Source organism: Paenibacillus sp. OAS669 (genome assembly GCF_014873645.1).
In the GTDB taxonomy this organism is placed as follows: domain Bacteria; phylum Bacillota; class Bacilli; order Paenibacillales; family NBRC-103111; genus Paenibacillus_S; species Paenibacillus_S vulneris.
On the sequence record NZ_JADBDR010000016.1, the window covers coordinates 153,869 to 177,165 of the forward strand.

General features: G+C 52.2%; 23 protein-coding genes, 1 pseudogene and 1 riboswitch. Of the genes and pseudogenes, 5 read left to right on the forward strand and 19 right to left on the reverse strand.

What is annotated here, in order from left to right:
* Nucleotides 1-36: 36 nt before the first annotated feature.
* Nucleotides 37-858 (forward strand): YafY family protein, encoded by an 822-nt coding sequence (locus GGC63_RS27940; protein ID WP_318781136.1) that lies wholly within the window; start codon nt 37-39, stop codon nt 856-858.
* Nucleotides 859-1,134: 276 nt separating this feature from the next.
* Nucleotides 1,135-1,707 (forward strand): spore coat protein, encoded by a 573-nt coding sequence (locus GGC63_RS27945; protein WP_079914037.1) that lies wholly within the window; start codon nt 1,135-1,137, stop codon nt 1,705-1,707.
* A 166-nt stretch (nt 1,708-1,873) separates the two neighbouring features.
* Here the strand turns inward: GGC63_RS27945 and GGC63_RS27950 are convergent, their stop codons facing one another.
* Both GGC63_RS27950 and GGC63_RS34690 read right to left on the reverse strand, forming a co-directional pair.
* Nucleotides 1,874-2,326: a hypothetical protein gene (locus GGC63_RS27950; RefSeq protein WP_192705098.1), complete on the reverse strand. Its 453-nt coding sequence runs from the start codon at nt 2,324-2,326 to the stop codon at nt 1,874-1,876.
* A gap of 473 nt (nt 2,327-2,799) precedes the next feature.
* Nucleotides 2,800-3,426: pseudogene (locus GGC63_RS34690) on the reverse strand (DUF2278 family protein); the annotation flags it as partial.
* A 206-nt stretch (nt 3,427-3,632) separates the two neighbouring features.
* Between GGC63_RS34690 and GGC63_RS27960 the strand changes: the two are divergent.
* The gene (locus tag GGC63_RS27960; RefSeq protein WP_192705100.1) at nt 3,633-4,457 is read left to right on the forward strand and encodes a D-alanyl-D-alanine carboxypeptidase family protein; all 825 of its coding nucleotides are present in this window, start codon (nt 3,633-3,635) and stop codon (nt 4,455-4,457) included.
* Between the two features lie 76 nt (nt 4,458-4,533).
* Here GGC63_RS27960 and map read toward each other — a convergent pair whose 3' ends face one another.
* Nucleotides 4,534-5,280 (reverse strand): type I methionyl aminopeptidase, encoded by a 747-nt coding sequence (gene map / locus GGC63_RS27965; protein WP_192705101.1) that lies wholly within the window; start codon nt 5,278-5,280, stop codon nt 4,534-4,536.
* Nucleotides 5,281-5,432: 152 nt separating this feature from the next.
* Here map and GGC63_RS34995 point away from each other — a divergent pair, with 152 nt between their 5' ends.
* Nucleotides 5,433-5,564: a hypothetical protein gene (locus GGC63_RS34995; RefSeq protein WP_264082123.1), complete on the forward strand. Its 132-nt coding sequence runs from the start codon at nt 5,433-5,435 to the stop codon at nt 5,562-5,564.
* A gap of 18 nt (nt 5,565-5,582) precedes the next feature.
* Here GGC63_RS34995 and GGC63_RS27970 read toward each other — a convergent pair whose 3' ends face one another.
* From GGC63_RS27970 to purM, 6 genes are all read right to left on the reverse strand, one after another.
* Nucleotides 5,583-6,056 carry a GNAT family N-acetyltransferase gene (locus GGC63_RS27970; protein ID WP_192705102.1) on the reverse strand — a complete coding sequence of 158 codons (474 nt, stop codon included), beginning with the start codon at nt 6,054-6,056 and terminating at the stop codon, nt 5,583-5,585.
* Nucleotides 6,057-6,229: 173 nt separating this feature from the next.
* A complete protein-coding gene (purD, locus tag GGC63_RS27975; RefSeq protein ID WP_192705103.1) occupies nt 6,230-7,489 on the reverse strand; it encodes a phosphoribosylamine--glycine ligase in 1,260 nt (419 codons plus the stop codon).
* 15 nt (nt 7,490-7,504) lie between these two features.
* Nucleotides 7,505-8,236 carry an IMP cyclohydrolase gene (locus GGC63_RS27980; RefSeq protein ID WP_192705104.1) on the reverse strand — a complete coding sequence of 244 codons (732 nt, stop codon included), beginning with the start codon at nt 8,234-8,236 and terminating at the stop codon, nt 7,505-7,507.
* A 26-nt stretch (nt 8,237-8,262) separates the two neighbouring features.
* Nucleotides 8,263-9,450, reverse strand: coding sequence for a phosphoribosylaminoimidazolecarboxamide formyltransferase (locus GGC63_RS27985; RefSeq protein WP_192705105.1), 1,188 nt, complete (start codon nt 9,448-9,450; stop codon nt 8,263-8,265).
* A complete protein-coding gene (gene purN, locus GGC63_RS27990) occupies nt 9,447-10,076 on the reverse strand; it encodes a phosphoribosylglycinamide formyltransferase (RefSeq protein WP_079914028.1) in 630 nt (209 codons plus the stop codon). Before purN ends, GGC63_RS27985 begins: the two co-directional genes overlap by 4 nt.
* Nucleotides 10,073-11,113: a phosphoribosylformylglycinamidine cyclo-ligase gene (purM, locus tag GGC63_RS27995; protein WP_192705106.1), complete on the reverse strand. Its 1,041-nt coding sequence runs from the start codon at nt 11,111-11,113 to the stop codon at nt 10,073-10,075. Before purM ends, purN begins: the two co-directional genes overlap by 4 nt.
* 37 nt (nt 11,114-11,150) lie before the next feature.
* Here purM and GGC63_RS28000 point away from each other — a divergent pair, with 37 nt between their 5' ends.
* Nucleotides 11,151-11,558 (forward strand): hypothetical protein, encoded by a 408-nt coding sequence (locus GGC63_RS28000; RefSeq protein ID WP_225948550.1) that lies wholly within the window; start codon nt 11,151-11,153, stop codon nt 11,556-11,558.
* Between the two features lie 137 nt (nt 11,559-11,695).
* Here GGC63_RS28000 and purF read toward each other — a convergent pair whose 3' ends face one another.
* From purF to GGC63_RS28050, 10 genes are all read right to left on the reverse strand, one after another.
* Complete coding sequence (gene purF, locus GGC63_RS28005) at nt 11,696-13,174, reverse strand: amidophosphoribosyltransferase (RefSeq protein ID WP_192705108.1); 1,479 nt, start codon at nt 13,172-13,174, stop codon at nt 11,696-11,698.
* Nucleotides 13,159-15,402: a phosphoribosylformylglycinamidine synthase subunit PurL gene (gene purL / locus GGC63_RS28010; RefSeq protein WP_192705109.1), complete on the reverse strand. Its 2,244-nt coding sequence runs from the start codon at nt 15,400-15,402 to the stop codon at nt 13,159-13,161. The genes purF and purL overlap by 16 nt, the downstream gene beginning before the upstream one ends.
* Complete coding sequence (purQ, locus tag GGC63_RS28015; protein ID WP_192705136.1) at nt 15,380-16,075, reverse strand: phosphoribosylformylglycinamidine synthase subunit PurQ; 696 nt, start codon at nt 16,073-16,075, stop codon at nt 15,380-15,382. Before purQ ends, purL begins: the two co-directional genes overlap by 23 nt.
* Before the next feature lie 72 nt (nt 16,076-16,147).
* Nucleotides 16,148-16,390 (reverse strand): phosphoribosylformylglycinamidine synthase subunit PurS, encoded by a 243-nt coding sequence (gene purS / locus GGC63_RS28020; RefSeq protein ID WP_079914022.1) that lies wholly within the window; start codon nt 16,388-16,390, stop codon nt 16,148-16,150.
* Nucleotides 16,391-16,563: 173 nt separating this feature from the next.
* Nucleotides 16,564-17,448: a phosphoribosylaminoimidazolesuccinocarboxamide synthase gene (locus GGC63_RS28025; RefSeq protein ID WP_192705110.1), complete on the reverse strand. Its 885-nt coding sequence runs from the start codon at nt 17,446-17,448 to the stop codon at nt 16,564-16,566.
* A 96-nt stretch (nt 17,449-17,544) separates the two neighbouring features.
* A complete protein-coding gene (gene purB / locus GGC63_RS28030; RefSeq protein ID WP_192705111.1) occupies nt 17,545-18,840 on the reverse strand; it encodes an adenylosuccinate lyase in 1,296 nt (431 codons plus the stop codon).
* Between the two features lie 17 nt (nt 18,841-18,857).
* Nucleotides 18,858-20,054: a 5-(carboxyamino)imidazole ribonucleotide synthase gene (gene purK / locus GGC63_RS28035; RefSeq protein WP_192705112.1), complete on the reverse strand. Its 1,197-nt coding sequence runs from the start codon at nt 20,052-20,054 to the stop codon at nt 18,858-18,860.
* The gene (gene purE / locus GGC63_RS28040; RefSeq protein WP_079914018.1) at nt 20,051-20,536 is read right to left on the reverse strand and encodes a 5-(carboxyamino)imidazole ribonucleotide mutase; all 486 of its coding nucleotides are present in this window, start codon (nt 20,534-20,536) and stop codon (nt 20,051-20,053) included. The genes purK and purE overlap by 4 nt, the downstream gene beginning before the upstream one ends.
* A 159-nt stretch (nt 20,537-20,695) precedes the next feature.
* Nucleotides 20,696-20,797, reverse strand: a riboswitch (purine riboswitch).
* A gap of 135 nt (nt 20,798-20,932) precedes the next feature.
* Complete coding sequence (locus GGC63_RS28045) at nt 20,933-21,604, reverse strand: DUF6483 family protein (protein ID WP_192705113.1); 672 nt, start codon at nt 21,602-21,604, stop codon at nt 20,933-20,935.
* A gap of 483 nt (nt 21,605-22,087) precedes the next feature.
* Nucleotides 22,088-23,293 carry a Gfo/Idh/MocA family protein gene (locus GGC63_RS28050; protein ID WP_192705114.1) on the reverse strand — a complete coding sequence of 402 codons (1,206 nt, stop codon included), beginning with the start codon at nt 23,291-23,293 and terminating at the stop codon, nt 22,088-22,090.
* Between the last annotated feature and the right edge of the window lie 4 nt (nt 23,294-23,297).

A 23,297-nucleotide genomic window follows, 5' to 3' on the forward strand; every position in this document is an offset into this window, starting at 1 on the left:
ACAATACTTGTCGCAATACACGAAATGGAGTTTATAATGGCAAAGTCCAAACGACTGATCGAGATTATGATGATCATCAACAAAAAGAAGTCTTTCAACGCCAAAGAGCTTGCCGATGAATTTGGAGTTTCCACGCGGACGATTATGCGGGATATGCAGGAGTTGAGCGCGCTGGGGGTTCCTTTTTATTCGGAGGTTGGTCAGCATGGGGGATATAAGATGCTTAACGAGAGAATGCTGCCCTTTTCCAGCCATGCATTGAGGCACTACGAGAATCTTCCTTTTAAGGCGGAAACAGATTCCGTGTTGCGGAAGTTTTACTCTTATATGACGGAAGATATTCGGGACCGTATCGACCGGATGCGGAAACGATTTGATCTGGTTACGCCGATGAGACATGCAAGCACGCCTTATTTGAGCTTATTGCTGGATGCTGCGATCGATCAAAAAGTGGTGCGCATGGAGTACGAATCGAAACAGCATAAGCGGTTAAGAGATGTCCAGCCGATCGGAATTTATGCCAGCAATGGGTTTTGGTATTGTCCGGCCTATTGCTTTCACCGCCAAGAAATTCGCTTGTTTCGCTGTGACCGGGTTAGATCTGTTGAACTTTCCGAACTGAAAGCGATCGATTTGACGCAAGTGCATACAGGAAACTGGGAGTCTTACATGGAAGAGGAAAGTCCGGCAATGGAGCTTTATGTTGAGCTTACGGCAACAGGGGTGCAGAGATGCCAATCCGAAATGTGGCCGGCACACAAATTGCAAATTCATGTTAGAGAAGACGGCACAGGATGGCTGGACGATCAAATCCCCACAACCAGCCTTCCATTTTTCGGTCAATTTTTTATTGGATAGGGTATGGATGCAAAGGTAAAAGCGCCAGACGAACTGATCCATGTTATGAGGGAAATGCTGGGCAAACTAATGGAGCAATATCGGTAAAGATTGTCCAACACGAAGGACCCCTTAGCGTATTATTTCGTTAAAATGTTGGAATCAGGATGGAAGGGGCCCCTGCCGCCAATTGTCTTATGAGGAAATGATTTTTTGCATTTCATGCATAGGAATGGGTTGAAGTGAAAGAATATACGGGTATTCCAAAAATATGCACAGAGAGGGTTGACCCGACCGATGCAATTAGGCGCACACGAAGCCTATGAGCTTAACGAATTGCTGCTCAGCTGCACCAATTCCATCAACAGTATGGCATTGTTCCTAAATCAAGCACGCGATCCTCAATTGAGAGATATGATCGCAAGACATTATTCCGCCCACATTCAGGACTATAACATGAAGGTCGAGTTCGCCAGTCAAGCGTCCGGGTCCAGGGACCAGCTGAATGTTCCCCCGCTCCATATGCAAATGGGCGCTCCCGCTCCTCACATGATGGTTAACCCGGTTACACCGCAGGTAAAGCTGCAGCAGCTCGATGACCGAGCCATCGCTACCTCCTACCTGCTTACGTTGAAGCGCTCTGGAAGAGACTATGCTTGGGCCGCCTTCGAATGCTCGACACCTCAGCTGCGGGCGTTTCTCGAAGACGCCTTCCGGATGTGCTCCCATCAAGCCTTTGAGGTTTGGAGCTTCATGGCCTCCCGCGGCTGGTATCCGGTCATTATGGCCCCTCAGCAAACGATGCAAACCATCGGCGGAATTTACCAGGAAGTCCCTTATCAGCAGCCCATGAACGTGTATCAGCAATAAGCATTGCCGCGCGCTAATCACTGGCGCACATCAAACAACTCTCCCCGCACTTATCGCAGGGAGAGTTGTGTTTTGTTATCGTTTGATCTAGTTTGGTACCGCCGAACTATACGCTGTCTATAGTCCGCCATAATAATCTTGAGGACGACCCTCATGTCTTCAAATTTTACTGGCCGTCCTTGATTTCCGTTATCGTAAAAGTGCCGTATCCGTTCATAATCGTGCCACCATTCATCCAGGTTACTCCTACTTGGATAGGAGTATTTAGCGGAAGATTCAGATCCTGTATCGTAACTCTTTCATTAGGATCAAGCTTCGAGACGACCATCTTGGCATCGGGACCGATCGTACTGCCCGACATCTTCTCCTTCGTATCCACTCTGTACACGATAACGACATTGTTCGTCGGTCTGTCCCCTGTATACTGTACCTCGATAGCGTACTGCCAAGACGTTTCAGAAGAGCGAGTCGGCAGTAAGGCCAGCTTCCAGTAATCCAGCTGATACGGGTTGGTAAGCTCAATCTTGACTGAAGAGGGCTCCGGAGCCTTACCGCCCTTGTTAGGGCCGGAGCATGCTGCAAGCATCATGATACAGATAAAAAGAGCCCATTTTTTCATCGCAGTCCTCACCTCATGGATTTAGACGCCGTAAGCCTCACAATAGTTTCCAGACCGATTATTATTTCACAGCCCGCTTAGAATCGAAGCGTCCACCCGCTGCGTACCTGGCTTCGCGTATAGGACACCCCATGAACCTTCAGTCCTCTGGCATCCAGCAGAGTAATGATATCACCCCGCTGCCGCAGAAAATCGGAATATCCAGGCAGAGTGATCGGTACGGTAAGAAACTGCCCTGGCTCAATGCTTCCTGCAAGCGGGTATTTCTTCTTGAATTTATTGGCCAAGGACCACCCCGCTAGCTCCAGGGTACGGTCCGTAACATTCAACAAGGTGACCGACTCGAACGCCGTCGGCACGGACGGCTTGACCAAAGCCCCGACGATAAAGATCGCATGCTCGGTATGCAGCAGCCCTTTTTCTAGAGCGGGATCAGCTCGGTGGTGTCTCAAATCTATTGGATTGCCCGTCACATCATCCGTATGCCAGGATTGGGATTGAAAGGCCAAAAATATCGCTATCCAGCGGTTATTGGAAGGAAAGTGGAGCAGCAGCCCTCCATCCTGATAAACCCCGTTATCCTTCATGCGAAGTCCCGGATTCCCCTGGTTCATATGGATATCATGCAAGCCGTTGCCGGGAAAAAATCCGAATACGCTGTCGGCCTGCTTCATCTCCGGTCCCCACACATCGCCGTAAGCATAGAGCACCGCATCACTGCAATCCATCGCTTGCTTCATATACATATCCAGCTTGCCGTTCAAATCATTATCGTGTCCCGGTACCTCGAACGGCAGAGGAACCATCCTGCGCCGGTCAAACAGATTGCCTCGAATGTAATCGAGAGCCATCCCTCCAGGTTTGCTGTCCAGCCGGTTGAAGCCATATGGAAGCCCCGGAAGGTCGCTTGTCACCTCATGCTCAAAATGCTCGTCCGTGTAATAGAGAAGCTCTGAGGGAGACAGCTGCGACTTCACGTTGATCGCAATCCGGTAATGGGTTCCTCCCGCTTCGGCATGCAGCTGGTAATGCGGATTTTCCCGCGTACCCTGCCTTCGGCCGATCACCTTGCATTTCAGGACGCCATAGTGGATCGTCATGTTGGTATCTCCCTTCTAGTCCTTGTCCGTACTAATAGCTTTAAGCAAATCATAGAGCAAGTCAATAGCCCGGCCATTTTTTTGCCCGCGGAATGTAACTTTTGATTGAAATCACCAGTCTATAGTATGATGATAAATACATCTATCGACGTTCTTTCATAGAAGCGCCCTTAGTTAAACCCACTAACGGAGGAAATTTGGAAGTTATGAACAAATCAACGCTTACCGTACTACTTTTGGCCTCATCCCTTGCTCTATTCACAGGCTGTGAGGGGTCTAACAGCCATCCGCCCGTGAAGCCTGCAGATAACGCTGCCACGGGAACCCCAAGCCCTGCCCCGGGACAATCAACAGCAACGGCGTCTCCAACTCCGTCCACAACACCTGCGGGGAACAGTACCGCCAAAACGCCGGATTCGGGCAAAAACGGAGCCAATCAAGTAGTTGCCGAGCCTAACAGCACGATGGTCCTGGTAAACAAGCAGTTCGCCCTGCCGGAGAAGTACGAGCCGTCCGATCTTGTCTACCCTGATGTGCCGTTCACGTTCAAGGAAAAAATCGAAAAACGCAAAATGCGCAAGGAAGCGGCAGCCGCTCTGGAGAAGCTGTTTGCCGGCGCCAAAAAAGACGGTATCTCTCTTGCAGGCGTGTCCGCGTATCGCTCCAATGCGACGCAAAAAAGCATATTTAATAACTATGTAAAAAATGACGGCGAAGAAAAGGCCAAAACCTACAGTGCCGTGCCAGGACACAGCGAGCATGAGACGGGGCTCGCAATCGATGTCTCCGGCAGCGACGGCAAATGTGCGGCCCAGGATTGCTTCGGAGGTACGAAGGAAGCGGAATGGCTTGCCAAGCATTCAGCGGAATACGGCTTCATCATCCGTTATTTGAAAGGCAAGGAATCTATCACAGGCTATCAATATGAGCCTTGGCATATTCGCTACGTAGGGACGCAAGCTGCCAAAGAAATAGCTTCCAAGGGCATTACACTGGAAGAATACTTGAATGCCGTTCCGGTAACAAAATAAATCAACTAGATAACCAAAAACAGCTCCAAGGCCGCCCTGCAGCGACTTTGGAGCTGTTTGTTTTTCCATTCGTTGATTATTGCTGGGTGAGAATAACGGGTCCCTCCGCCGTGATCGCAATGGTATGCTCGTATTGTGCGGACAAGCTTCCATCCACCGTTCGGGCCGTCCATCCGTCTGCGTCGATTTTCGCTCTATAATCGCCGATGTTCAGCATAGGCTCGATGGTGATGACCATGCCTTCCTTCAAGCGGGGCCCTTTCCCTGCCGGTCCGTAATGGGGCACCTGAGGCTCCTCGTGCATCTTACGGCCGATTGCATGACCGACGAATTGACGTACGACCGATAGTCCCTCGGACTCGGCATATACCTGAATCGCGTGGGAAATATCCCCGATCCGATTTCCGTCGATGGCCTGCTCAATGCCTTTGTACAGCGCGGCCTCCGTCACCTTAAGCAGCTTATCCGCCTCCGGCGACACATTGCCGACCCGATAGGACCACGCGGAGTCGGCCAGCCAGCCGTTCAGATTCACCACCATATCAATGGTGACAATATCGCCGTCCTGAAACGGATTTTCGTTAGGAAACCCGTGGCAAATAATATCGTTGACCGATGCGCAGGTGGCATACGGGTATCCGCTGTATCCTTTTTGCTCCGGGGTAGCCCCGTGCTCGGCCAAAAACTTTTCTACAAAACGGTCTATATCCATTCCCGAAACGCCGGGGCGAATCATCTTGGCAATCTCCTTATGACATGCTGCAAGAATTTTACCCGCTTCATGCATGTATTGTATTTCTTCTTTTGTTTTAATAACGACCATGACGTTCACTCCCGCTTCCTAAAATCCTGTCCATCCTTTTAGTATAACAGTTTTTAGGGTAAAAGATGATGAATGACCCGTGAACTTTTTTTAACGGGAATCTTCCAGGCTGATTGGGGGACCTTAAGAAGAAAAAGACGGGAGGATGTGCCATGAAAGCCTTTGCTTATTTCTTCCACCATTACGCGCTGTCTGCCGTACTTCTTATCGGAATTGCCGTCGCCGTGTACTTCGTCTATAAAAATTGGGACAAAATCGTCATCAAGGGAAGCGGCAGAAAATAAACCTTGCACCCTGAGCTGCTAGCCGGGAGCGATATCTTTAAAAACAAATTGCCGGTAGACCTGGAAACCATTCTTCTCATAAAATTTAGCCGCATGCTCGTTACTGGCCCAATAGTCCAGCTCTATCTTATGAATTCCGTTCTCTCTCGCGAATTGTCCGATGTAATCCATCATAGTGGTACCGTGGCCGTTATTTCTATGACCGCTGGAGATGCTGAGTTGATGAATGAATACGGAACGGTAAGCTTTCCTAAACGCGTTTTCTAAATACTGCTTCACTTCTATCCAGGCGTATCCGAGCGGCTTTCCATCATGCTCCAGAAGCAGGAAAACAAATTGGGGCTTCTCTATGATACTTTGAAAAAAGTCGCGGACCGCTTCATAGTGATAAGGCTTGAAATGCTCCGGGCAGAGCTCCGCATGGACTTGATGAACCTGTTCATTCAGTAAAGCAATCGTTTCATAATCCTTGGTTCGCGTTATGATTGTCAATATTGCTTCCTCCTCAGCCACAAGATATAATTGGTAAAATTATACTCCTCGGCACAGTCGGGTGACAATGAAAAGTTTGCAGCACTATCGGGGGAAAATAGCCCCACAAAGTGGGGCTGAAGCTGTAAAAAAACAATGCCTAAGGAAAATCCCCTAGGCATTGTTGGCATGCGCTATACAAGCGCTTTTTTGGCAATGTCGGTACGGTAATGCTTGCCTTGGAACCGGATGCGGTCCGCATCGGCATAAGCCTTGGCACGAGCCTCGGCGATATCCTTGCCAAGCGCCGTAACCCCGATAACACGTCCGCCGTTGGTTACGATTTGACCATCCTTTAACGCAGTTCCGGCATGGAATACAATGGATTCTTGAACGTCGTTCAAGCCCTCAATGGGTAGTCCTTTAGGGTAAGGCCCCGGATAGCCCTCGGAGGCGAGAATAACGCATACAGCCGCTTCATCGGACCATTGGATATCCATCTGCTCCAAATGGCCATTGACGGCAGCAAGGAAAATATCCAGCAGATCCGTTTTCAGGCGAGGCAGCACGACTTGCGTCTCCGGATCACCGAAGCGCGCGTTGAACTCGATCGTCTTAGGTCCTTGCGGAGTGATCATAAGACCGGCAAACAGCACGCCGCGGAACGGACGTCCTTCGCTGACCATAGCAGCGGCCGTCGGCTTAATGATCGTTTCTATCGCTTCGTCGATAACCGATTGGGGGATATGCGGCAGCGGCGTATATGTGCCCATGCCTCCCGTGTTCGGTCCTTTATCGTCATCGAATACGGCTTTATGGTCCTGCGCGGGCACCATCGGACGTACGACATGACCGTCTACGAAGGAGAGGATGGACATTTCCTGTCCGGTCAAAAATTCCTCGATAACCACGCGATTACCGGAATCGCCGAAGATTTTGGCGACCATGATGTCGTGAAGCGCTTTTTCCGCCTCCTCCATCGATTGCGCAACGATAACGCCTTTCCCTGCAGCCAGGCCGTCCGCTTTAATGACCGTAGGGATCGTCTGCTTGCGCAGGTAAGCCAGCGCTGCTTCATAATCGTCGAACGATTCGTATGCCGCCGTCGGAATGTTATATTTTTTAAATAAATCCTTGGAAAATACTTTGCTCGATTCCAGAATCGCCGCATTTTGGCGCGGACCGAATACCGGAATGTTCTTCGCTTCCAGATGATCGACAATGCCCTCGGACAACGGATCATCCGGTCCAATGACGACAAGATCAATCGCATTATCGATAGCGAATTCGCCGATTTCCTCGAATTGGTTCACCTGAATAGGAACGCACTCCGCAACACCGGCAATGCCTCCGTTGCCCGGAGCGCAATAGAGCTCCTGTACCTTAGGGCTTTTTTTCAACGCCCAGCAAATCGCATGCTCACGGCCTCCGCCGCCAACGACTAATACGCGCACGGTTACTGCTCCCCTCTACTCTTTGTTCAATACGAGCAGCTCGGTGCCGCCGCTTGCAATATCAATGGTTTTGACCAGCAGGGAGATTTTGTTCTCCTCGTTCAGCGCCTTCCAGTACAGATCGGCGATTTCACGAATGTCATTCGCCAAAGGAACCAGCTGAGGCTCCCCTTGGAAGGATGGCAAAGGATTGCCGTCTCCTTGGTACGTGTGAATGCAATGGCCGTAGCCTGGAATCGCTTTTTCGTACGTGTAAGTATGGCGGAGGGTTTGATCCTCCACATTGCCGTTCGATTTCAAGATGGAAAGCTTGTAGGAGAATTGTCCGTCGTTCCGGTCAACGAGACCGCTGATACGAGGCGTGAAGTTAGGAGCGTCCGGCTCGTACGTACGGGTTGCCAAAGCAGATTCGAAAGAACCGCCGGATTGCAGCGCTTCATAGATCGTATCCGTTTGGTCGCCGTTCGTCACGATATGGGCTCCGTTCACATGTCTTACCGGATAGTAAATGATGAGAGAAGGATCGGTCAATTTAGCCGGATCTTTAGCTTCCGTACGAACAAATCCGTTATCTTCTTGAATAAAAACACGATTGCGGCTGTTCTCGCTGCGTCCCATAATCCAGTACACCTGAACCAGGCGAGTACCGTCCGGCGTTGCGCCGATCACGATACCGCGTCCCGGGTAAGCGTTGCTGCTTAATGCATTGATATATTGATCCGCTTGTGCGGCTCTAGTCGTTGTCACGATGGATTCTCCTCCCCGATGGTTGATTAGTGATGGAACAAGCGTACGCCGGAATAGCACATAACCATGCCGTAGTCATTCGCGGCTTTTACGACTTCTTCATCACGCATGGAGCTGCCTGCTTGAACTACGTATTTCACACCGCTGCGGCTGGCACGGTCCAGGTTGTCGCGGAAAGGCAGGAAAGCGTCGGAGCCGTAGGATACGCCTTGCAGCTTGCTCAGCCATCCGCGCTTCTCTTCGCGGGACAAGCGGGCAGGTACTTCATCGAAGCAACCTTCCCATGCGGCCTGCTCCACAGGAGTCAGCTCTTCTTCGAGCCACAGATCGATAGCGTTGTTTTGTTCCGCACGGGAAAGGCCTTGGCGGAATTTCATGTTCAAGGCTTGCGGATGCTGACGCAGGAACCAGCGGTCTGCCTTGTCTCCGGCAAGACGGGTACAGTGAATACGGGATTGCTGGCCTGCGCCGATTCCGATCGTTTGTCCGTCCAAAGTATAGCAGATCGAGTTGGACTGCGTATATTTCAAGGTCACCAGCGCGATCAGAAGATCTCTTTTGGCGTTGTCCGGAAGGTCCTTGTTCTCCGTTACGATTTTGTCCAATGCGGACGCGTCGATTACGCCGTTATTACGCTCTTGCTGCATCGTCAAACCGAACAAAGTACGAGTCTCCACCGGATCGGGTACATAGTCAGGATCGATTTGAAGAATCAAATAGCCGCCGTTTTTCTTCGCTTTGAGGATTTCAAGAGCTTCGTCGGTGTAACCCGGAGCAACGACCAGGTCAGACACTTCACGCTTCAGCAGTAATGCAGTGGATGCGTCTACGATATCGCTGAGCGCAGCCGCATCGCCGAAGGAGGACATGCGGTCCGCACCGCGGGCACGGGCATATGCCGTAGCCAATGGAGAAAGCTCAAGACCTTCCACGAAGTACGCTTTTTTCAAATCATCCGTCAAAGGAGACGCAACGGCAGCACCTGCCGGGCTTACGTGTTTGAAAGATGCAGCCGCAGGCAGTCCCGTAGCTTGGCGCAGCTCGCGTGCAAGCTGGAAGCCGTTCAGCGCATCCAGCAGATTAATAAATCCGGGGTCCCCGTTCAACACTTTGATCGGAAGCTCTCCCTGGCTGTACAGCTTGGCTTGTTTTTGATGCGGATTCATTCCGTATCGCAATTCCAGTACGTTCGTCCCGCTTGTCGTCTGGCTCATGATTTTATCCCATCCTTCAGTTTAAGGTTCGTGATCCGTTCTAAATCGATTTGTCCTGATGCAATTTGCCGGATAACCTCCGGAAGCAGCTCATGCTCCATCGGATGAATGCGCTCGCTGAGCGATTCCTCCGTATCCTCCGGCAAAATCTCCAACGCGCGTTGGGCTAGTATAGGTCCGCTGTCCAGACCGCCGTCCACAATATGCACCGTAATACCGGTCACCTTCACTCCGTGCTCAAGCGCCTGCCGAACGGCATGAAGTCCCGGGAAGGACGGCAGGAGCGACGGGTGAATATTAATCATCCGCCCCCAATAGGCGTTAACCAGCACAGGAGTCAAAATGCGCATGTATCCAGCCAGTACGACTAGATCTACCTGTTTATTCTGGAGAAGCTCCAAAATTTCCTGCTCATAGGCTTCGCGAGACGGGTATTCCTTCGGCCGGAACGTATGTACCGGCACTCCGGCCTCCTGTGCACGCTCCACGACCTTGGCCTGAGGCCGGTCGCAGACCAATAGCTCGATGCGAACATCGAGCCTGCCTGCACGAACCGCATCCGCGATAGCCTGAAAATTCGACCCGCTTCCGGACGCGAATACGGCTATGCGTTTGGGTTCCATCATACTTCCGCTCCGGTAAACGTTACGACGCGTTCCCCTGCGGTCACTCTGCCGAGCGTATATACTTGTTCTCCGTGCTGTTCGAAGATAGCAGCCGCTTCCGCCGCTTGCTCTTCGGATACGACAATGACCATACCGATGCCCATATTGAACGTACGGAACATATCGTTGTTGCTAATATTGCCGTCCTTCTGCATCAATTGGAAAATCGGCAAAATCGGCCAGGAGCCGTAATCGATCTCGACATTCACATCCGCCGGAAGCATGCGCGGAATGTTCTCGATAAAGCCGCCGCCTGTAATGTGAGCCAGGCCTTTAAGCTGCACTTTCTCCAGCGCTGCCAAAACGGATTTCACATAAATTTTCGTTGGCTCCAATACAACATCGCCCAGCTTGCCGCCAAGCGCATCGATATGATCATGCAGGCTGTAGCCTTTTTCTTCAAGCAACAGCTTGCGCACCAGAGAGAAGCCGTTACTGTGCACGCCGCTGGAGGCCAAGCCCAATACTACGTCCCCAGGACGGATCGTGGAGCCGTCAATGATTTTCTTCTTGTCCACGATGCCTACAGTAAAGCCTGCGATGTCGTACTCGCCTTCGGAGTACATCCCCGGCATTTCTGCCGTTTCGCCGCCGATCAGGGCGCAGCCGGACTGTACACAGCCGTCGCTGATGCCTTTGATGATCGCTTCGATTTTCTCGGGAACGACCTTGTCGCACGCCAAATAATCCAGGAAAAAGAGCGGCTCCGCGCCTTGAACCACGATATCGTTCACGCACATCGCTACGGCATCGATTCCGATCGTATCATGCTTATCCATGGCAAAAGCAATTTTCAGCTTGGTGCCGACGCCGTCTGTGCCGGACACTAGCACCGGTTCTTCGTACTTGTCTTTGTTTAAGCCGAACAGCGCGCCAAATCCGCCCAAATCCGTCATTACCTCCGGACGGAATGTCGTTTTCACGTGTTTTTTCATTCGTTCAACCGCTTCGTTGCCTGCCGCGATATCGACTCCGGCCTTTTTATATGCATCCGACACTTGGTTACACTCCTTGTGGGCCGAGATTGGAGGACGGGTGGAAGAAAATGGTGTCTCAGCCGCTAGTGCCTCGGCTCAGGTCCAGGGGGAGCCTGCGGCGCTATTGAATGTGTGTGTGAAGGTTGGTGATGCCATCAGCTTACAAGAGCGGATCATTCCTCCGATCCCTGTTGTCCCCGAATTTCTTGATCAGATACCGCGTTTAACGGTTGAAATTCGGGGACAAAGGGGAACGCTTCGCTTCTGCGGAACGATTCCGCTCTCTTTCGCTGTCGGATCACCGAAACCAATGGACACTCATTCAAAAGCGCTTCTCCGGCAGGCCATGGACCTTCGCCTCGGCGGCTTCGCCGCGCTCGCTTCCAACGCATCCCCAACTCGGCTGCGTTTATTTATAGAATGGCGGAGTCGTTATGATCTCCTCCGCCTGGCCTTAGACCTTTAAAATCATCAAACCTAAACCTTAAACCCTTAAACCCTTAAACCATAAAACTTAAACCCAAAAACCAAAACATAACCCCAAAACCCTAGGCATCGCAAGCTCGCCTTATCTGACGATTTGATATCTCATCGTCAGTTAGATTAATCACAGCCGCAGCCGATGGAAGATTCCTCGGTAACGCGGGTCGGGTAGCTGTTATCAAAACAGGCGGTGCAATGGCCGCGGTTCAGCTCGACATTCGGGCGGCCGATAGAAGCCAGCAGCCCTTCTTTGCTCAGGAAGTGAAGCGAATCCGCGTTAATCGCCTTGCGGATCTCCTCGATCGATTTCTGAGCGGCGATCAGTTCCTTGCGGTCCGGCGTGTCGATGCCGTAGAAGCAAGGATTTTTGAACGGCGGTGAGCTGATGCGCACATGCACTTCCGTGGCGCCTGCTTCGCGAAGCAGGTTCACGATGCGCAAGGAAGTCGTGCCGCGCACGATCGAGTCGTCAATCATGACGACGCGTTTGCCGGCTACGATGCTCCGCACCGCGCTCAGCTTCATCTTCACGCCCTGCTCGCGCAGCTCCTGGCTCGGCTGGATGAACGTCCGGCCGGTATACCGGTTCTTGATGAGCCCGAGCTCATACGGGATACCGGTCTGCTCGGCATAGCCGATCGCCGCCGAGATGCTGGAATCCGGCACGCCGGTGACGACATCGGCGTCCACGAACGATTCCAGCGCCAGCTGGCGGCCCATCCGCTTGCGCGCGGAGTGGATATTGATCGCGTCGATATCGCTGTCCGGACGCGCGAAGTAGATGTATTCCATCGCGCAGATAGCGCGCTTCTTGATCGGTGCAAAGCGGTCCTCGACCAGTCCGCTTTTGCCATCGAGAACCAGAAGCTCTCCCGGCTCTACGTCACGGTAATACGTGCCGCCCACCGCGTCGAAGGCACAGGTTTCCGAAGCGAACAAATAAGCGGTGCCGAGGCGTCCCATCACGAAAGGACGCAAACCATGCGGATCGCGGGCCGCGATGATTTTATCCTTTGTCTGGAACAAGAAAGCGTAAGCTCCTTCGACTCGAAGGAGCGCTTCTTTCACGGCCAGCACAATGTCATCATGCTTGGAACGGGCGATCAGGTGAGCGATCACTTCCGTATCGCTTGTCGTTTGGAAGATGGAGCCCGAGGCTTCAAGCTCTTTTTTAATATCCCCGGCATTGTGCAGGTTTCCATTGGTAGCGATAGCAAGATCGCCGCCACGGTACTTGAATACGAGCGGCTGTGCGTTCGCCAGCTTGCTTTCCCCTGCCGTGGAATAACGCACGTGACCGATAGCCGAAGAACCGACCATCGTGCTGAGATTGTCATTATTAAATACTTCCTTCACCAGACCCATCCCGCGATGGTAGTGAAAGTCGGTTCCGTTAGCCACGCAAATCCCTGCGCTCTCCTGACCGCGGTGCTGCAGCGCGTGCAGACCGTAGTAGGAAAGGTTAGCGGCTTCGGAGTGACCGAACACTCCGAATACGCCGCATTCCTCGCGAAGCTTGTCGAACAGCCCGTCATGGCTGTTGATTCCATCATTATAGAAACGTCCTGTCCATAGCTGCTGCTTTATTTCATCAGACATGGAATCGCATCCTTCCAAACCTTTTCTAGTTGTGCAACAGGTGATTGGATGACTGGTTTAGCATTGACTTCGATTTGCAGCTCTTGACCTTGAACTTGGCCCAGCTCTTGGTAAGGGACGCCTTGCTCGGCGATCCATTGCTTCAAGGCTTCGGCTTTCTCAGGCGATGCGCTTAGCAGGATACGGGATTGGCTCTCGCTGAACAACGCGATATCGTTGCGCAATTCCGTGGAGAAATTCACCTTCGCGCCCAGACGTCCGCTGATGCAGCTCTCCGCCAAGGCTGCCGCCAGACCGCCTTCGGACAAGTCGTGCGCAGAAGCGACAAGACCTTTTTGAATAGCGCCCAATACGGTGTTCAACAGCTTTTTCTCAACATCCAGATCCAGCTGCGGAGGACGTCCTTCCGTTACGCCGTGAATGACATATTGGAACTCACTGCCGCCGAGTTCGGCTTTCGTTTCGCCGAGCAGGAGGATGATGTCGCCTTCTTTTTTGAAGGCTTGGGTTGTAATGTGATCTGTATCGTGAACAAGACCGACCATGCCGACAACCGGCGTCGGGTAGATCGCGCCTTTTGCGTTTTCGTTATATAAGCTTACGTTACCGCCGATAACCGGCGTTTCCAGCTTGCGGCAAGCCTCTGCCATACCGTCAGCCGCTTTTTCAAGCTGCCAGAAAATTTCCGGCTTCTCAGGGCTTCCGAAGTTCAGGTTGTCCGTAATCGCCAGCGGCTCGGCGCCGGAGCAAACGTTATTGCGCGCGCCTTCAGCAACCGCGATCATTCCGCCCACTTCCGGATCGAGGTACACATAACGGCTGTTGCAGTCCGTGGACATCGACAAGGCTTTGCGGGAGCCTTGGATCGTCACGACCGCAGCGTCGGAGCCTGGACGAACCGCTGTGCTGGTACGCACCATGTAATCGTATTGGTTGTAAACCCACTCTTTGCTTGCAACGGTTGGAGAAGCAAGCACCTTGGACAAGGCGTCGTTCAAATCGGTCACTTCCGCGTAACGGTTCGTGTCGATGGAGCCATTTTCGATATAATAAGCAGGCACTTGGGATGGCTTGTTATATACCGGGCACTCGTCAACCAGCGCCGTTACCGGCATATCGCCGACCAGCTCGCCTTTATGGAACAGCTTCAGGCGGCCGTCGTCAGATACTTTACCGACTTTCGCGCAGTGAAGGCCCCAACGCTCGAAGATCGCTTTGGCTTGCGCCTCATGCTTAGGCTCTACTACGAACAGCATACGCTCCTGGGATTCGGAGAGCATCATTTCATAAGGAGTCATGCCTTCCTCACGTTGAGGCACTTCGTCCAAATACAGCTCCATCCCGTTGCCTGCTTTACTTGCCATCTCCGCACTGGAGCAGGTCAAGCCCGCAGCGCCCATATCTTGAATCCCCAACACGATACCGGAGTTGATCAGGTCAAGACAAGCTTCGAGAACGAGCTTCTCCATGAACGGATCGCCAACCTGTACCGCAGGGCGTTTAGCTTCGGATTCCGCTGTCAGCTCTTCCGATGCGAACGTTGCTCCGTGGATTCCGTCGCGGCCTGTTGCAGGACCCACATAGAATACAGGGTTGCCTACGCCTTTAGCTACACCCTTTTGAATCTTGTCATGATCAATAATCCCTACGCACATAGCGTTAACTAGCGGGTTACCTTCATAGCTTTCGTCGAACATGACTTCGCCGCCGACGGTAGGAATGCCGATGCAGTTTCCATAACCGGCAATACCGGAAACGACATGCTCGAACAAGTACTTCACGCGTTCATTCTCGAGTCGGCCGAAACGCAAGCTGTTCAGCAGAGCTACCGGACGTGCGCCCATGGAGAAGATGTCGCGAATGATGCCGCCTACGCCTGTCGCAGCGCCTTGGTAAGGCTCGATAGCGGACGGATGGTTATGGCTTTCAATTTTGAATACAACGGCTTGCTTATCGCCGATATCTACGATACCAGCGCCTTCCCCTGGACCCATCAAAACGCGAGGACCGGTAACCGGGAACTTGCGAAGCACCGGCTTGGAATTTTTATAAGAGCAGTGCTCGGACCACATAACGCTGAATACTCCGATTTCTACGTAGTTCGGTTGACGACCCAAGAACCCGCAGATTTTATCGTATTCGGCATCGGTAACGCCCATCTGCTTGTAAATTTTTTGCTCTGCGATTTGTTGTGCAGTTGGCTCCTTAGCCGATAGTTGCTGCGCCATGTTTTTCCCTCCAAGTGCTCAAGATCGATGTGAACATCCGTTTGCCGTCAGCTGAACCGAGAAGCTCATGCACCGCGCGCTCCGGATGCGGCATCATGCCGAGAACGTTGCCGTTTTTGTTGCAAATGCCCGCGATATCGTCCACGGAGCCGTTAGGGTTCGTACCCGCTTCGTAACGGAACACGATTTGATTGTTCGCTTTAAGCTCGGCCAATGTCGCATCGTCACAGTAGTAGTTGCCTTCGCCGTGCGCGATGGGAATGTTGATGAGTTCGCCTTGTTTGTACTCCGAGGTAAATGGAGTCGATGTGTTCTCCACCTGCAGCATAGCCGCATGGCAGCGGAATTTCAGAGATTCGTTGCGAAGCATTGCTCCCGGCAGCAAGCCGGATTCGAGCAGGATCTGGAATCCGTTGCAAATGCCGATAATATATTTGCCTTGCTCTGCCGCTTGAACCAATGCGCTCATGACAGGAGCAAAGCGCGCAATAGCGCCGCAGCGCAAGTAATCCCCGTAGGAGAAGCCTCCTGGAACGATAATGCAGTCATATTGAGATAAATCCGTTTCGGTATGCCAAACGTAGCTAACAGGCTGGCCGATCGTTTCTTCTACCGCTTTGTAGCAGTCGATATCACAATTGGAACCAGGAAACACCAGTACAGCGAAATTCATCATGTGCTCCTCCTTCACTTTAGGTCGATGTCTGTCTATTCGTTATACTATCCGGATAATGGATGCCGTCGATTACACCAATTCGTAGCGGTAGTCTTCAATAACGGTGTTAGCGAGAAGCTTCTCGCACATAGCTTTCACGCGCTCTTCCGCTACGGCGCGGTCGCTTGTGCCAAGCTCCAATTCCAAGTATTTGCCTACGCGCACTTTGCCTACTTCGTCAAAGCCCATCGAGTGAAGAGCGCCTTGTACCGCAACCCCTTGCGGATCGAGTACGCTTTGTTTGATCGTTACATATACCGTTGCTTTTAACATGGGGGTGAATCCTCCTCTGGAGTGTGAATTGTAAATGACAAGGGCTTTTCCGAGCTCGGGCACCGTCCGGCTGGACATTAAGGCATGCATGAGCTCTTAGCCCCGCTAATGATTCAGACCGTAAATGGTTTGCAGGGCTAGTCATTGACCCGGCTAACCTTTACATACGCAAATTATTTCACCAAACGATCGTAAATCGCTCTGTAGCGGCGGGACGTCTCCTCGACGACCTCGGCGGGCAGCGGAGCAGGCTCGCTGTTTTTATCCCAATCGGTACGGGACAAGTAAGTCCGTACAGGCTCTTTATCCATGCTGTCGATCTCGATGTCGTAGGCAAAGTTTTCTTTCGCCCAGAAGCGAGAGGAATCCGGGGTGAAGATTTCGTCAATCAAAATAATTTCCCCGTCAATAAGACCGAACTCAAATTTGGTATCTGCCAAAATAATGCCGCGCTCTTCACAGAATTGACGAGCAAATTCATACAGCATGATGCTCTTTGCTTCCAGCTGTTCCGTCAGCTCGGCGCCGACCAGCTCCTTCATCCGTTCGATGGAGATATCCTCGTCATGACCGACGTCGTTCTTCGCCGCCGGAGTGAAGATGGGCTTCGGAAACCGTTCGTTTTTACGCAGGCCTGCCGGCAGCTTGTGGCCGTTGATCTCGCCTGTTTTCTCATACTGACGCCATCCGCCGCCGGTAATATAGCCGCGAACGACACATTCAATATCGATGCGCTGCGCTTTCTTCGTAACCATGAAGCGGTCCTTCATCACTTCGCGGTCCGTAATGAGATCGCCCAGCTTCTCGACGTCGCCATGAACCAGATGGTTCGGTATCATATCCTTCGTCTGCTCGAACCAGAACTTGCTGAGGCTGTTGAGCACGCTGCCTTTATCGGGAACGGCTGGCGACAGCACCCAATCGAAGGCGCTGATGCGGTCGGTGACGGCGATCAAATAATGCTCTCCCAAATCGTACAGCTCGCGAACCTTCCCTTTGTAAAGCAAAGGCGCTTTGACGTATTGCTCGGCACTTGAAATTGCTTTTGTAGAGACCATGGTCAATGGGTCCTCCCCGGAATACGGGTTGTCAAAGCCGTGCGTCATTCCCTATGATGGCCGGTTCAGACGAAGCTTCTCACCCGGATTGATATATTAAAGTAATCCTAAACGTTTGAAAATCGTATCGACATGCTTCAAATGCCAGCTAGGATTGAAGCAGTCCTCTATCTCCTCAAGGCTTAAAGTTTCACGAATCGCCGCCGTATTCTCAATAATTTCGCGGAACGAGCGCTGCTCTTCCCAAGCCTGCATGGCTCTAGGCTGTACCGTGTCGTAAGCCTGCTCGCGGCTGAAGCCTTTGTCGATCAGCTTGGTCATGACGCGGCCGGAGAACGGAACGCCGTAGGTGCTTTGCATGTTGCGCTTCATGTTCTCAGGGAACACGGTCAAGTTCTTCACGATGTTGCCGAAGCGGTTCAGCATATAATTCAGAAGAATGGTCGCATCCGGCAGTATGATCCGTTCCACCGAGGAGTGCGAGATATCGCGTTCATGCCACAGCGTCACATTCTCATAAGCGGAGATCATATGACCGCGGATGACGCGGGATAAGCCCGAGATGCTTTCGCAGCCGATAGGGTTGCGTTTGTGAGGCATCGCCGAGGAGCCTTTTTGCCCTTTGGCGAACGGCTCCTCCACTTCGCGGAATTCGCTCTTTTGCAGCGCTCGGATTTCCGTTGCGAACTTATCGAGCGAGGTGGCGATCAGCGCCAACGTAGCCATATATTCGGCATGACGGTCGCGCTGCAGGGTTTGCGTCGAAATCGGAGCCGGGTTGGTGCCGAGCTTATCGCAAACATAGGCCTCGACGAACGGGTCGATGTTGGCGTAGGTGCCTACCGCTCCGGATATTTTGCCGTACTGCACGCCGTCGGCCGCAAAGCGGAAACGCTCCAGGTTCCGTTTCATCTCTTCATACCAGAGAGCCATCTTCAAGCCGAAGGTCGTAGGCTCCGCATGAACGCCGTGCGTGCGCCCCATCATCGGGGTGTCTTTATATTGAATCGCTTTTTGCTTCAAAATCTCAATAAAATTCACGATATCCTGTTCCAAAATTTCATTCGCTTGACGCAGCAGATAGCCCAATGCCGTATCCACCACATCTGTGGAGGTCAGTCCGTAATGAACCCATTTGCGCTCCGGTCCGACCTTCTCCGATACCGCACGGGTGAAGGCGATAACGTCATGGCGGGTTTCCTGCTCGATTTCATAGATGCGGTCGATATCGAAGGACGCGTTCTTCCGAAGCTCCTTAACATCCTCCTTGGGGATAACCCCAAGCTCCGCCCAAGCTTCACAGGCTAACAGCTCCACCTCGAGCCATGCGTTAAACTTGTTTTCCTCCGTCCAGATCCTGGCCATCTCGGGCCTTGAATAACGCTCGATCAACTTTGTCCGCCTCCGCTTCAATCTGCTATTGATTCGTTAGTTTTCCATATGTTTGAAGCCTCTATCCACTTCAGCGCCGCATCGGCCGACTCCGCCAGCACGTTCACATGTCCCATTTTGCGGTTATGCTTAGCTTCGTGCTTGCCGTACAAATGGACTTTGGCGGTAACTCCGGGCATTTGCTCCGACTCAGGCCGGACGATCCAATCCAGAAGCGGCTCCACATGCTGTCCGAGGATATTCCCCATGACAACCGGAGTCAAAAGCTCCGTCGATCCGAGCGGAAGATTGCAGATGGCCCGTACGTGCTGCTCGAATTGCGACGTAGCGCACGCTTCCATGGTGTAGTGCCCGGAATTATGAGGGCGAGGGGCCAATTCGTTCACGAACAGCTGCCCGTCCCTCGTCAGGAACATCTCAACGGCGATCAGACCGACAACGTCCATGGACTCGGCGATGCGGACAGCCAGCCGTTCCGCTTCCTGCTGAATGCTTTCGCTCGTTCTTGCAGGCACAATGGATAGGTGCAAAATATTGTTAACATGAATATTTTCCGCCGCAGGGAAGGCTTTGACTTCCCCGCGGGGACTTCTGGCTGCGATAACGGATATTTCCTTCTCAAAATGGATAAACTGTTCCAGCACCAGCTCGGTTTTGGCTTTGCTGAGTGTGTCGTAGGCTTCCTCCACCTCGTCCAAGGAACGAATGACCCATTGGCCTTTGCCGTCGTAGCCGCCGGTCGCTGTTTTCATCACGCAAGGCGTACCGAAGCGTTCGACTGCTTCCCGAAGCTGCTCAGCGCTAGTGATCTCGGCATAAGGCGCTACCTGTACGCCGGCCGCTTCGATAGCGCGCTTCTCGCGTAAACGATGCTGCGTAGTATACAGCAGCCTGCTGCCTTGAGGCACGTAGGACTCGGCCATTAGCAGCCGGGTCACGTCCGCATCGACATTTTCAAATTCATAAGTAATCACGTCGGATTGCTCTGCCAGAGCTTTGGCCGCCTCGGCATCATCGTAGGACGCTACGATCTGCCGGTCGGCTACCTGCCCGCAAGGAGCGTCAGGAGTCGGATCCAAGGTTACAAATCGGTATCCCATCGCCCGTCCGGACAAGGCGAGCATCCGGCCTAGTTGGCCTCCGCCCAGGACGCCGATGGTTCCGCCGGGACGAATAACCGGTGCATCGTTACGGCTGTCAGCGGCTTGACTCATTCCAGCACGCTGCTTTCTATCACCGATTGGCGAATCCGCTCCCGGCGATCACGTACTTTTTGCTGCAGCTCCGGATCAAAGGCTCCGATAATTTGCGCAGCCAGCAGGCCTGCATTCGTCGCGCCCGCATGGCCGATCGCTACCGTCGCTACCGGAATGCCGCCGGGCATCTGTACGATGGATAACAGCGAATCCAAGCCGTTCAGCGTGGATGTTTTCACTGGAACGCCAATAACCGGCAGTTCCGTCTTTGATGCAACCATGCCGGGCAAATGAGCGGCCCCGCCCGCTCCTGCGATAATTACCTTCAATCCGCGTTCCGCAGCCGAAGCCGCATAGTCGAACATCAAGTCCGGGGTGCGGTGAGCCGATACGACCTGCTTTTCGTAAGGAACCCCCAGCTCTTCCAGCATGTCGCATGCATGCTTCATGGTTTCCCAATCCGACTTGCTTCCCATAATCACTCCAACAAGAGCAGACATTTCCTACCTCCGTGATATGCGCTTTTTTTGACGGTACAGATTATTAAAATCCCCTATAAACACAAAACGTCCGGCAAACAGCATGCATATACAAGCTATCTGCAGGACGACGAGTATTCCCCAAGCGCAAGCTAAGGCCTAGCGCCTTCGCGCTGACCTTCATGAATTACGCTAACTCGTAGTCCAAAAATTTATGGTTTTTGGGTAGATACTTCCGGGCCATATCCCCGGCATTATACGAGAAACTTTGACATTTTCAGCTATGAATCTTGTCTGATGACATCTTTAGTTTACCAGTGATAAAAGCCCTGTGTCAATAAAAAAAGGCGAACATTATGTGAAAAAGGACAACATAAAGTTCGCATTTCAATTCCCAATTCCGAACATTCATGACGGTTAGCTCGCCGAATGCTTCATTTTATTCAGTAAATCGTAACTTTCCCGAATTTCCTCCGCGCTTAAGCCGCCCTTCTCGATCGCTTCCGAGGGCAAGCTAAGCCACCGCTCCATCATGGCCATGCCCCGTTCCATCGCGGCGTCGTTTCCCGGATCGTCCTCCAGCAGGAAAAACAACATATCCTCCGCCTTGGATAAAAGCCCGGCATCATCGTAATATTCCGTCAGTGCCTCCCTCATGAACGCAGTCATCCGAACATGCTGCACCTTCGGCAGGACAGCGGCGATCCGTTCGTCCACATCGCTTAGCCCCTGCTCCGCTTCCTCCATCCGGCGAATATGGAGCAGAAGCTCCAGGGATTTCAGAAGGCAGCCTGTCCCTTCCTTCTCCTCCCCCGCCTCGTTCAGCACATCGCCCTCTGCGACGAGCATATCGCTTAAGAGAAGCCCTTTGCCCACGTCGAAATATCCGTTTGTCGACAGCAGTCCAATGATGTCCTTGACGGACAGCGCCCGAACCATTTTGGAGTTTAAGCCAAGCAGCTGCTTCATCGCTTGTGTCAACAGCTCCATGGCCTCCGCGAACCGGCGGTTTTGTCTTTGAAACAGGACTTGTCCCATGGATACGCTAAATTGCTCGATCATTCGCATCAAGTAATCTCTGCGGTACAATGCGGCTCCCTCCCATGCCTTATCTTTTGTACAGATTTACTTCTTATTGTACTGTATGGTGATGTAAATTGGAAAAAATGAAGCTGCGTAGGGGAAAAGAAAAAACCTGGCCTTGGGCCAGGATGGTTTACATACAAGTAATCGTAGGCAGACATTTGTGCAAAGGGAGGGAATTGGTTGCAGGATTCCGACCGCTGTTGAAGTCGTGTTCCTTTCATTATATGCTTGCAGCGGTTGGAATACGAGCTTCAAAGGCGGACGCTATCGCTTCTCCACCCCGCAACCATTCCCTCTTTTGTTCTACGCTGCTGCTGACTTCGACTTCCTTACTCTGTGGCTTCTTTTCACTGCAGCTTCTTTTACTTCAACTTTAATGCTTCAAGCCACATCAACTCTATTTTAGTCTTCAACCGATTTTTATTCTGCAAAATCATCCTGCAGTGTCACATTTTTTTTCTATACCATCGTTACCGCGGCTGTCCATCATCCCACATAAGCACGATAGTTGCCTAATTCCGTCCGGTTCCCCTTCGCGGCCCATTCGTATCCAAGCTCGGAAGGAAGAGACCAACGATGATAGCTGTCAAGCAGAGCTTCCTTCAGTCCCTCTACCCACGTAAACCCGATCTCTTCATCGCGCCGGATACTTTCAACGGGAAACGAGTGGATATCCGGCATGGAGCTCAGCATTCCGTTGGTGCACAGGACTTCGGCGTAGGCGGCCTCCAAGCCGCAGGGAATACCGGCCTCACCTGAAGCAGCTGCCTGGATGCAGGTTCTCAGCTTACTCGCTTTGCGGGCTTCATAGACTTTAACCGTTCCGTCCTTGAACGCGGCTTCGATGCGGTTGCCGTTCTGACCGGAAGTATAGGTAATGACGGCTTTTTCGAATTCATAGCAAAAAGAAGGTCCGAAGTTTTGGCTGACCGCATGCGTAGCGTAGAACAGCACCTCAACTCCGCCTTCTCCCTGAACTCTTACGGCGCACGTATCGAAATTCTCGATGGGGTTCGCACGGTACAGCTCGGCCTCCACACTTTGCAGACGCAGGCTTTCATCCGTTTTGGAACCCAAAATGTAAAACATATTATGCAAATAATGAGACGTTGCGTTATGAGCTACACTGTCCAAGATCCATTCGCCTTGGTCGCTCTTTTGCCGTCCTTTCCATCCGCTTGAAAAATAACTGTCCGTTCTTCTCCAGAGCACGACGGTTTTGAGACGGACCGGCTTGCCGAACAGCCCTGACATGACATCCTGCTTCAGCTGCTGAATTTGAGGGGTGAAGGACCAGTCGAAGCCAATGGCAACAAACTTGCCTGAACGGTCGCGTGCCTCCATCATCTGGCGCACCTCCTGTACCGTAGCGGCAATCGGTTTTTCGCATAAGACGCTGCTGCCGTTCGCCAGAGCAAGGCAGGTTTGCTTGCAGTGGAATTGGATAGGGGTGCTGATGACGGCCAGATCCGCTCCGTGATGGGCATAGAACTCCTCCATCGTTGTATAAAAGGGAACGTTCAACTCCTGAAGTGCCTGATAATGGTTGCTTTTTTCCGGATAAACGTCGACTACACCGGCAATCACCGGACGTATGTCGCTGTCGTCATAAGCACGCAGCAGCTCATTGACATGAGTATTACCGTAGCCGCCAATGCCTACTAATAGGATAGATACTTGTTTTGCACTCATTTCC

Excerpts from the sequence above, each read along its gene's own strand:
- purK (WP_192705112.1), bottom strand. The coding sequence starts at position 20,054 with ATGAGTCAAGCCGCTGACAGCCGTAACGATGCACCGGTTATTCGTCCC.
- GGC63_RS27940 (WP_318781136.1), top strand. The coding sequence starts at position 37 with ATGGCAAAGTCCAAACGACTGATCGAGATTATGATGATCATCAACAAA.
- GGC63_RS27960 (WP_192705100.1), top strand. The coding sequence starts at position 3,633 with ATGAACAAATCAACGCTTACCGTACTACTTTTGGCCTCATCCCTTGCT.
- GGC63_RS27950 (WP_192705098.1), bottom strand. The coding sequence starts at position 2,326 with ATGAAAAAATGGGCTCTTTTTATCTGTATCATGATGCTTGCAGCATGC.
- purS (WP_079914022.1), bottom strand. The coding sequence starts at position 16,390 with ATGTTAAAAGCAACGGTATATGTAACGATCAAACAAAGCGTACTCGAT.
- GGC63_RS28050 (WP_192705114.1), bottom strand. The coding sequence starts at position 23,293 with ATGAGTGCAAAACAAGTATCTATCCTATTAGTAGGCATTGGCGGCTAC.
- GGC63_RS34995 (WP_264082123.1), top strand. The coding sequence starts at position 5,433 with ATGAAAGCCTTTGCTTATTTCTTCCACCATTACGCGCTGTCTGCCGTA.
- purN (WP_079914028.1), bottom strand. The coding sequence starts at position 10,076 with ATGATGGAACCCAAACGCATAGCCGTATTCGCGTCCGGAAGCGGGTCG.
- purL (WP_192705109.1), bottom strand. The coding sequence starts at position 15,402 with ATGGCGCAGCAACTATCGGCTAAGGAGCCAACTGCACAACAAATCGCA.
- GGC63_RS27945 (WP_079914037.1), top strand. The coding sequence starts at position 1,135 with ATGCAATTAGGCGCACACGAAGCCTATGAGCTTAACGAATTGCTGCTC.
- map (WP_192705101.1), bottom strand. The coding sequence starts at position 5,280 with ATGGTCGTTATTAAAACAAAAGAAGAAATACAATACATGCATGAAGCG.
- GGC63_RS27985 (WP_192705105.1), bottom strand. The coding sequence starts at position 9,450 with ATGAGCCAGACGACAAGCGGGACGAACGTACTGGAATTGCGATACGGA.
- GGC63_RS28025 (WP_192705110.1), bottom strand. The coding sequence starts at position 17,448 with ATGGTCTCTACAAAAGCAATTTCAAGTGCCGAGCAATACGTCAAAGCG.
- purE (WP_079914018.1), bottom strand. The coding sequence starts at position 20,536 with ATGTCTGCTCTTGTTGGAGTGATTATGGGAAGCAAGTCGGATTGGGAA.
- purQ (WP_192705136.1), bottom strand. The coding sequence starts at position 16,075 with ATGAATTTCGCTGTACTGGTGTTTCCTGGTTCCAATTGTGATATCGAC.
- purF (WP_192705108.1), bottom strand. The coding sequence starts at position 13,174 with ATGTCTGATGAAATAAAGCAGCAGCTATGGACAGGACGTTTCTATAAT.